The organism is Cyanobacteria bacterium QS_8_64_29 (assembly GCA_003022125.1).
Lineage (GTDB): Bacteria > Cyanobacteriota > Cyanobacteriia > Cyanobacteriales > Rubidibacteraceae > QS-8-64-29.
The window spans coordinates 1-8,017 of sequence record PXQH01000024.1; the positions used below are offsets into that span (position 1 = coordinate 1).

Consider the following 8,017-nt stretch of genomic DNA (forward strand, 5'->3'; position numbering starts at 1 on the left):
ATCTGCCTGAGGTGTCGCTGGTGGCAATCATGGATGCCGATAAAGAGGGCTTTTTGCGCGCCGAGCGCTCGCTGATCCAAACTATGGGCCGGGCCGCGCGCCACGTCCAGGGCCAAGCCATCCTGTACGCTGACCATCTCACCGGCAGCATGGAGCGCGCCATCGCCGAGACCGAGCGCCGCCGCCAGATCCAGCTCGAGTACAACCGCAAGCACGACATTACGCCCCAACCCATTGCCAAGCGCTCCAGCAACGCCATCCTGTCGTTTCTGGATATCTCGCGCCGGCTCAATGCCGACCAGCTGGAGCAGGCCTACCAGCAGTCGGACGAGCTGCCGCTCGAGCAAATTCCGCAGCTCGTGGAGCAGCTCGAGGGGCAGATGCAGGAAGCGGCCCAAAATCAGGAATTCGAGCAGGCGGCCAAGCTGCGCGATCGCATCAAGCACCTGCGGGGCAAAATGCTGGGGCAGAACTCCCAGAACTGAACCGGCCGCCCTTAACGTGCTGTAGAATAGCCGCGACTGCTAGCAGCGGATAGTCTAATGCGATTGCTTGTTGGGCTGTTGGGCAGCCTGGGCGCTGTGGCGCTGGCCGCACCGGCCCAGGCGAACGAACTGCTGTACTGGCAGTTCGAGCAGGACCAGCGGAAGCTGACGTTTCGAACGGTACACCCCGTGCGGCCCCAGGCGCAGCTTGTGACCTCGCCCAGCCGCATCGCAATCGATCTGCCCGGGATCCAGCTGGGGCAGCCGACGGTGCGCGAAACTGTACCGGGGGTCGTACGCGAGGTGCGCATCGGGCAATTCAAGCCGCAAACGGCCCGCCTGGTTATCGAGCTCAAACCGGGCTACACCCTCGATCCGCAACAAATTCAAATCCGCGGCGCCACGCCCCAGCACTGGTCAGTGACGCTCCCCGAACCGCAGCGCGTAGGGGGCTAGCAATTACGGCAATCCCGCCATCCCCAGCGGCAGAAGACCGAACGCCGTAGCAGCGGCGCTTGCCCTAGCCTGCTGGATGGTAGAAGCGGTTGGCAAGCACGGATCGCGAACCAAGGGGGTGGTGCGCAATGCGAACCTTTACGCGCAAACAGGTAGTCAACTGGCAAGTCGGTGGCAGCCGACCCTTCCGCCGCGGCCGGATGGAGACAGTCTGGCTCGACGGTCGCGGGCGCGTCCTCCATCGCGAAACGGTTCCGCTAGAGGATAGCAGCGGGGGGTGGGGCTTTGACTGGCTCGATGGCTTCCCGCTGCCGCGCGAGGAGGGCCGCGCATGGCGCCGCGATCCCAATGGCGAGAAGCTTGTTGATGCCGAGGTAGTTGACGGCCGCCAACCGCTCGCCGAGCAGTGGCAGCAGCTGCGCGATCGCCTAGCCCAACTCGGGCAGCGCCTCCAGCGCGCGGCGCGTGCGGCCTGGTTCGAGCTGACGCGCTAGCTAGCGCAGGGCGGGCGCGACTGTAGCGGCCTGCTCGGCCCCATCGGCAGTGCGCGCCAGAGTCGGCACGGACTGCCGCAGCTTGTTGGTTATGGCGACTGTTTTGGCGTCGTAGGCCTGGGTGAGCATGTTGGGGTAGAGCCCCACGCCAATGATGGGAACCAGCAAGCAAGCGATGATAAACACCTCGCGCGGCTCGGCGTCGATGAGGTTTTCGCGCTCGACCAGCTCCCGGTTCTCGCGCCCGTAGAAGATCTCGCGCAGCATGGAGAGCAGATAGATGGGGGTGAGGATCGCGCCCACCGCCGCCAAAAACACCACAACGGCCTTGAACGTCAGACTGTAGGCATCGCTGGTTGAAAAGCCCACAAACACCATGATCTCGGCCACAAAACCGCTCATACCGGGAAGGGCCAGCGAGGCCAGCGAGCAGGTGGTAAACATGGCAAAGAGTTTCTGCATGCGCTGGCCTACGCCACCCATCTCATCCAGCATGAGCGTGTGCGTGCGATCATAGGTCGCCCCCACCAAAAAGAACAGGCTAGCGCCGATCAGCCCATGCGAGACCATCTGCAGCACAGCGCCATTAAGGCCCAAATCGGTAAACGAGCCGATCCCAATCAGCACAAAGCCCATGTGCGAGATGGACGAGTAAGCGATCTTGCGCTTGAGGTTGCGCTGGGCGAATGAGGTCAGGGCGGCGTAGATGATGTTGACCACCCCCAACACCACCAACGCCGGGGCAAACGAGGCGTGCGCGTCCGGCAGCATCCCGGCATTCATGCGGATTAGGGCATAGCCGCCCATCTTGAGCAAAATGCCGGCCAGCAGCATGTGGACGGGGGCGGTGGCCTCGCCGTGGGCATCGGGCAGCCACGTATGGACCGGAATGATGGGGAGCTTGACCGCGTAGGCAACCAAAAAGGCCGCGTACACCCAGACCTGGAAATAAAAGGCGTAATCCTTGGCGGCCAGCGCTTGCATGTCGAAGGTGACGGCATCGCCGTAGAAGGCCATCATTAGCGCCGCCACCAAAATGAACAGCGAACTCCCTGCCGTATAGAGAATGAATTTGGTGGCTGCATAGCGGCGCTGCTTGCCGCCCCAGATTGACAGCAGCAGATAAACCGGAATCAGCTCCAGCTCCCAAGCCAGGAAAAACACCAGCATGTCCTGGACGGCGAACACGGCGATCTGGCCGCCGTACATCGCCAGCATGAGAAAGTAAAACAGTTTGGGCTTGAGGTTAACCGGCCACCCTGCCAGGATCGCCAGCGTGGTGACAAAGCCGGTCAGCAGGATCAGCGGCATGGAGAGCCCGTCGGCTGCCACCGACCAGTTCAAGCCGATCTCGGGGATCCAGGCGTAGCGCTCTACCAGTTGCAGGCCCGGGTCGCTGATGTCGTAGGCCCAGTAAAAGGCCCCTGACAGCAGCAAAAAATCTGCAATGCCCACGCCCAGGGCGTACCAGCACACGGTCTTGCCGCTGTCATCCGGTAAAAACGGGATCGCCAGACCGGCCAGAACGGGGAACAGGATGCCGATCGTGAGCCAAGGAAAGTCCGCCATCGTCGAGTTCACCCCATGCTAGAGACCACGACAAAGCCCAGGGCAGCGGCAAAGACCACCAGCGCGTACAGTTGGGCGCGCCCTGTTTCCAGGTACTTCATGCCCTCGCCGCCGAGCAGGGCTAGCAGTCCTGTCGCATTAACGGCCCCATCGACAACGCGATAGTCCACCTCCATTACCTGCCGGGCCAAGCGACGGCTGCCGCGCACGAACAGCGCGTGGTAGATCTCATCGAAGTACCACTTGTTCCAGGAGAGTAGATAGAGCGGCCGGAGCCGTTGCGCAATCGCGCGGGCATCGATGCGGCCCTGCCAGTACATCAGCGAGGCCAGCGTCAGGCCCAGAAGCGCAATCCCGACCGAGCTGCCCGACATGATCAAAAACTCGTCCCAGTGAAACTCGGCAACCGAGGCCATGGCAGCCTCTTCCGGCGTCTCACCGGGCGGGTAAATGAAGCGCTCGAAGGCGTTGTTCCACGGCCGCCCGATCCAGCCAATCGCGAAGGAGGGCACCGCCAGCACCAGCAGCGGCAGGGTCATGGTCAGAGCCGACTCGTGCGGTTGCTTGTGGTGGCCGCCGGTTTCCTCGCTTGCCTCGGTCTCGGCATGCTCGAGCTCGCGGGCATCCATGGCGCCCGGGCCGAATGCTGGCGCCGGTCCGCCTTGGCCAGCTTGCTGCAACAGGGCCTGGCGCCGCGAGGCGTCGTTGCCGCGGAAGGACCCCTCAAAGGTCAAAAAGTACATCCGGAACATGTAGAACGCTGTTAGGCCGGCGGTCAACCAGCCAACGAACCACAGTGCCGGGCTAGCGGCAAACGCGTCGTGCAGGATTTCGTCTTTGGACCAAAAGCCAGCAAAAGGCGGAATGCCGCAGATGGCCAGGGTGCCGATCGAAAACGTAGCGGCCGTTAGCGGCATGTAGCGGCGCAGCCCGCCCATCAGACGCATGTCCTGCGACAGAACGGGGTTGTGCCCCACAACCTCTTCCATGCCGTGGATAACCGAGCCCGAGCACAAAAACAGCATGGCCTTGAAAAAGGCGTGCGTCATGAGGTGGAACAGCCCGGCGGTGTAGCCGCTGATCCCCATCGCCAAGACCATGTAGCCCAGCTGCGAAATTGTGGAGTAGGCCAGTCCCTTTTTAATGTCGGTTTGGGTGATGGCAATAGTCGCGCCCAGAAAGGCGGTGAACGCCCCCGTCCAGGCGATGGTTTCCATGGCGAAGGGGATGCTCTCAAAGACCGGATACATGCGGGCGATCAAAAAGACACCCGCCGCCACCATGGTGGCGGCGTGAATGAGCGCCGAGATGGGGGTGGGACCCTCCATGGCATCGGGCAGCCAGACGTGCAGCGGGAACTGGGCCGATTTCGCCACAGGGCCCAAAAACACCAAAATCCCGAACAGGGCAGCCAGGGTTACGCCCACGATCCCCGACTCGACCGTGGCGCTGAGGCGCTCGCCCATGGCCTCAAACTCGAAGGTGCCGGTGGCCCAATACAGCCCCAGCATGCCCAGCAACAATCCGAAATCCCCAACGCGGTTAGTGACAAAAGCTTTCTGGCAGGCATCCGCTGCTGCTTGGCGGTCGTACCAAAACCCGATCAGCACGTAGGAGGACATGCCCACCAGCTCCCAAAAGATGTAGAGCTGCACCAAGTTGGGACTCAACACCAAGCCCAACATGGAGGCGCTAAACAGGCTCAGGTAGGCAAAAAAGCGTACATAGCCCGCATCGTGGGCCATGTAGCCATCGCTGTAGATCATGACCAGCAAGGCTACGCTACAGACGATGACCAGCATCAGGGCCGAGAGGTGATCGATGGTGTAGCCCATCGACAGGCTGAACCCACCGGCGGCCGCCCATTCAAAACTGCGGCTGAAGGCCTCGTGCCCTTGGATCTGGTCCCAGAGCAGGGCAGCCGATAGCACGGCGGAGACCCCCAACAGCGAGATGGTGGCGATCGCGGTGGGCTTGCGCAGGCGATGGACGGGCTGGGCGAACGAAATCAAGCCCGTTCCCACAAGCGTGGCCCCGAGTAATGGAAAAACGGGAATCAGCCAAGCGTACTGGTAGAGCGGTTCCATAAGCGCATGCCTGCTCGCGTATCCCTCGCGTGCCGGTCAGCATCCAGCTTCCGCCGTCCGGCCGCCAAACGCGTAGATAATTGTGACACATCGGTTGCCGGGGTGAGTATTTCCGCTCATCCGGTCTGGGCGGGCATTGCCGCAGCTGCGGCTCGTCCCTTAGGGCAGCGGTTGCGACCGGGGCGCTTCAGGATTGGGGCGAGCCCCCAGCAAACTCGGCTGCCATCCGGGCCACTTCTTGGTAGACGCGGTCCCGGTGTTGCAAGCCTTCCAGGCGGCGGACGGCCCGGCCGCGATGGAACAACACCAGCGTGGGCAGGCAGCTCAGCTTGTAGGCATTGGCCAGCTGCAAGTTTTCGTCTGCATTGACATCGACGATTTTGAGTGCATGGCGCCACTCGGTTTGAATGCTCTCGAGCACCGGCGCGATCGAGCGGCACAAACCGCACCAAGGGGCCCAAAAATGCACCAGCGTCGGTTGCGGTGCTGCCAGAACTTGTTGGGCAAAGGTGTCGCGATCGACCGAAGCGGGCATGGCGTCGCGGCTCGCCGTCGGCTTTGTCCCCGATTTTAGCCTTGCATGGCGCTCGGCGCGCGTCAGGCACCCCCCTACCAAGGCAGTTGAGCGGCCGTTTGCACGAGGGCGGGATGGGCCTGCCAAATGCCCCACACCACAGCCAAGACGACGCCATAAGCCGGCCGCAGGAACTCGCGCCACCGCAGCTGTTGGCGGCCGTCGGCGATCGCGGCGAACGGCACGATTGAAGTCTGGGCTTTGACCGCCCGAAAGGCGTCGCCGTGGCGCTGCTCCCAGCGGCGGTCGCCGTGCCAGACGCCAAACAGGTGGTGCGCGATCAGCCCTAGCGAGGTCACCACCGCAAAGCTCGTTCCGATCCAGAGCGTGTGGGCGATGCACCACAGCGTCTGCCCCACCATTTGCGGGTGGCGCGTGATGCGCGCAACCCCGGTTGCGTAGAAGTGCTCCTGCGGTCGCTGGATGGCCGCCACCTCGGCCAAGTTGAACGTCGCCGGATAAAGAAACAGAAACGAGACGGCCGAGAGCCCCCAAACCAACGGCTCCATGCCCGGGACTTCCTGGAGCTGCCAGAGTTGCGCCCCATCGTAGCGGTGGCGGATGAAATAGGTGATCGCGGCGAGCGCGCCGGGCAGGCTCACGGCGGCAAACACGACGCGATAGAGCCGCGCCCCCAACCAGCGCTCGCCCCGCGGGCGCAGCGCGGCGAGCCCGCTGTGCGCCAGGGCAAACCCCAACAGCAAAGCCAGCATGATGCCGTGGCTGGGAATCCACCAGTCGGGCGCGGGCATGGGGCTCCTCGGGCGCCGCGTTCTTTATGCTAGCCAACCGCGATCGGGCACAAGCGCCCGGGTGTGCTAGGCTCACGGTCACCATAAGCCACAGCAGGCAGCATGGCGCTCGATGCCAATGCCGATTGCCGGGCAAGCGCCAGCGATCCATGTCTGAAATCCCCTTTACGCTCGAGCAGCTGCGCATCCTCAAAGCGATCGCAGCTGAAGGCAGTTTCAAACGGGCAGCCGATACGCTCTACGTTTCCCAACCGGCAGTCAGCCTGCAGGTCCAGAACCTAGAGCGCCAGATGGAGGTGCCGCTGTTCGATCGCGGCGGCCGCCGGGCCCAGCTCACCGAGGCCGGTCGGCTGTTGCTGAACTACGGCGAGAAGCTGCTGACGCTGTGCCAAGAAACCTGCCGAGCGCTCGAGGACCTGCAGAACTTGCAGGGCGGAACCCTGATCGTGGGGGCTTCCCAGACGACAGGGACTTATTTGCTGCCGCGCATGATCGGGCTGTTCCGGCAAAAGTACTCCGACGTTTCGGTGCAGCTCCACGTTCACTCCACCCGCCGTACCTCTTGGAGCGTTGCCAACGGCCAGCTCGATCTCGCCATTATTGGCGGCGAAGTGCCAGCCGAGCTCCAGGACACGCTCGAGGTATTCCCCTACGCCCACGACGAGCTGGCGCTGATTTTGCCGGTTTTTCATCCCCTAGCGCGCGCGGAGGCGATCTCCAAAGAAGATCTCTACAAGCTGTCCTTTATCGCCCTCGATTCCCAATCGACGATCCGCAAAGTCATTGACCAGGTGCTCTCGCGCTACGGCATCGATCCCAAGCATCTTAAAGTCGAGATGGAGCTCAACTCCATCGAGGCCATCAAAAATGCCGTTCAGTCGGGGCTGGGCGCTGCCTTTGTCTCCCTATCCGCCATCGAGAAAGAGCTGCAAATGGGCACGCTCCATCGCGCCCAGATCGAGGACATCTCGGTCAAGCGCATGCTGTCGGTAGCCATTAACCCCAACCGCTACCGCTCCAAAGCGGCCGAGGCTTTCAGCCAAGAGATCCTACCCCAATTCTGCACCACGGGCTGGTTTTCCGAGCCGGCGAGCGCCAAGGCAACTCTAGAGCGCCATACACCCACAGCGCCCCAGCTGGGCAGCAGCTAGCCCTCACTGCCGCCCCTATTCCAGTGTCTCAATCCGCTCGCGCACCTGCCGGTACTGCTGCTGCCAATCGCGTTGCGCGAACAGCTCGGCTGCCTTTTCTAGATCGGCTAGGGCTTGGTCCTTGCGGCCTAGTACTACAGTCGCGGTTTGGAGTCGGGCGGTCTAGCTCGGTAGTGACAGCGTCGCGCGACGGCTTGGTGATGGCGACGCCAGTGAGACCAAAGCAGCGCCTGCTCGGCCCTTTGCAACTTGGGCAGCACGATGGCCAGCAGCAGACGTCGAACCTCGGGCTCGGTCAACGGGACAAGGTTCCCCCTTTTTCCCCCACCCAAGCCTCATTGGCCTGGGCCCGCACCTAGGAAAGCCAACGCCAGCAGGGAGAGGGTGATGTGCCGGTACCAGCCATGCCAGGTGCGCACCTCATACTCGTCCAAGCCCGTTTCCTGCTT

9 protein-coding genes are annotated in these 8,017 nt (G+C 62.8%); 4 read left to right on the forward strand and 5 right to left on the reverse strand.

Features of this window, described 5'->3' with window-relative positions; translation table 11 throughout:
* From BRC58_04775 to BRC58_04785, 3 genes are all read left to right on the forward strand, one after another.
* A partial coding sequence (locus BRC58_04775; GenBank protein ID PSP17993.1) for an excinuclease ABC subunit B occupies positions 1 to 485 on the forward strand: 485 nt, incomplete at its 5' end.
* Between the two features lie 57 nt (positions 486 to 542).
* The gene (locus BRC58_04780) at positions 543 to 941 is read left to right on the forward strand and encodes a hypothetical protein (protein PSP17994.1); all 399 of its coding nucleotides are present in this window, start codon (positions 543 to 545) and stop codon (positions 939 to 941) included.
* Between the two features lie 128 nt (positions 942 to 1,069).
* Positions 1,070 to 1,435 (forward strand): hypothetical protein, encoded by a 366-nt coding sequence (locus BRC58_04785; protein PSP17995.1) that lies wholly within the window; start codon positions 1,070 to 1,072, stop codon positions 1,433 to 1,435.
* On the opposite strand, the gene BRC58_04790 is transcribed toward BRC58_04785, so the two are convergent.
* The 4 genes from BRC58_04790 to BRC58_04805 all read right to left on the reverse strand — a co-directional run bounded on the left by BRC58_04790 (position 1,436) and on the right by BRC58_04805 (position 6,417).
* A complete protein-coding gene (locus tag BRC58_04790; GenBank protein PSP18001.1) occupies positions 1,436 to 3,004 on the reverse strand; it encodes an NAD(P)H-quinone oxidoreductase subunit 4 in 1,569 nt (522 codons plus the stop codon).
* Positions 3,005 to 3,012: 8 nt separating this feature from the next.
* Positions 3,013 to 5,091 carry an NADH-quinone oxidoreductase subunit L gene (locus BRC58_04795; GenBank protein PSP17996.1) on the reverse strand — a complete coding sequence of 693 codons (2,079 nt, stop codon included), beginning with the start codon at positions 5,089 to 5,091 and terminating at the stop codon, positions 3,013 to 3,015.
* 187 nt (positions 5,092 to 5,278) lie between these two features.
* Positions 5,279 to 5,626 (reverse strand): thiol reductase thioredoxin, encoded by a 348-nt coding sequence (locus tag BRC58_04800; GenBank protein ID PSP17997.1) that lies wholly within the window; start codon positions 5,624 to 5,626, stop codon positions 5,279 to 5,281.
* A gap of 74 nt (positions 5,627 to 5,700) precedes the next feature.
* On the reverse strand, positions 5,701 to 6,417 hold the full coding sequence (locus BRC58_04805) for a hypothetical protein (GenBank protein ID PSP17998.1): 717 nt from the start codon (positions 6,415 to 6,417) through the stop codon (positions 5,701 to 5,703).
* A gap of 149 nt (positions 6,418 to 6,566) precedes the next feature.
* Here BRC58_04805 and BRC58_04810 point away from each other — a divergent pair, with 149 nt between their 5' ends.
* The gene (locus BRC58_04810) at positions 6,567 to 7,568 is read left to right on the forward strand and encodes a LysR family transcriptional regulator (protein ID PSP17999.1); all 1,002 of its coding nucleotides are present in this window, start codon (positions 6,567 to 6,569) and stop codon (positions 7,566 to 7,568) included.
* Positions 7,569 to 7,702: 134 nt separating this feature from the next.
* Here BRC58_04810 and BRC58_04815 read toward each other — a convergent pair whose 3' ends face one another.
* A complete protein-coding gene (locus tag BRC58_04815) occupies positions 7,703 to 7,900 on the reverse strand; it encodes a hypothetical protein (GenBank protein PSP18000.1) in 198 nt (65 codons plus the stop codon).
* Positions 7,901 to 8,017: the final 117 nt, after the last annotated feature.

What these genes read in the sequence shown, in the direction of transcription:
- BRC58_04780 (PSP17994.1), top strand. Translation starts at nt 543, where the DNA reads ATGCGATTGCTTGTTGGGCTGTTGGGCAGCCTGGGCGCTGTGGCGCTG.
- BRC58_04785 (PSP17995.1), top strand. Translation starts at nt 1,070, where the DNA reads ATGCGAACCTTTACGCGCAAACAGGTAGTCAACTGGCAAGTCGGTGGC.
- BRC58_04790 (PSP18001.1), bottom strand. Translation starts at nt 3,004, where the DNA reads ATGGCGGACTTTCCTTGGCTCACGATCGGCATCCTGTTCCCCGTTCTG.
- BRC58_04795 (PSP17996.1), bottom strand. Translation starts at nt 5,091, where the DNA reads ATGGAACCGCTCTACCAGTACGCTTGGCTGATTCCCGTTTTTCCATTA.
- BRC58_04800 (PSP17997.1), bottom strand. Translation starts at nt 5,626, where the DNA reads ATGCCCGCTTCGGTCGATCGCGACACCTTTGCCCAACAAGTTCTGGCA.
- BRC58_04805 (PSP17998.1), bottom strand. Translation starts at nt 6,417, where the DNA reads ATGCCCGCGCCCGACTGGTGGATTCCCAGCCACGGCATCATGCTGGCT.
- BRC58_04810 (PSP17999.1), top strand. Translation starts at nt 6,567, where the DNA reads ATGTCTGAAATCCCCTTTACGCTCGAGCAGCTGCGCATCCTCAAAGCG.